The sequence below is a fragment of the Streptomyces sp. 7R007 genome (genome assembly GCF_054850255.1).
Genome location: NZ_JBTWMV010000216.1, coordinates 1 through 211, shown reverse-complemented (window position 1 = coordinate 211; position 211 = coordinate 1). Strand labels below are relative to the sequence as shown.

Genomic DNA, 211 nt, shown 5'->3' with positions numbered 1-211 from the left:
CCGGCAACACGGACCAGGTCGGCGACGGTGGCCTCCAGCGGGGCGCGGGCGAGGTAGTAGGCGATCTCATCGGGCCTGCTGATGCTGCGGCGGGCCAGCATCCACCGCTGCCGGGTCGGCTCGTCGCCGTCGAACTCCCACACTGCGGGCAGGCGGGCGGCGGCCCAGTCGTAGAACCGTTCACCCTTGGCCCCCGGGCCCGCCGACAGGC

At 74.4% G+C, this 211-nt stretch carries 1 pseudogene; it reads right to left on the bottom strand.

From position 1 onward, the window contains the following. Positions 1 to 211: pseudogene (locus tag ACYF6T_RS44860) on the bottom strand (IS701 family transposase); the annotation flags it as partial.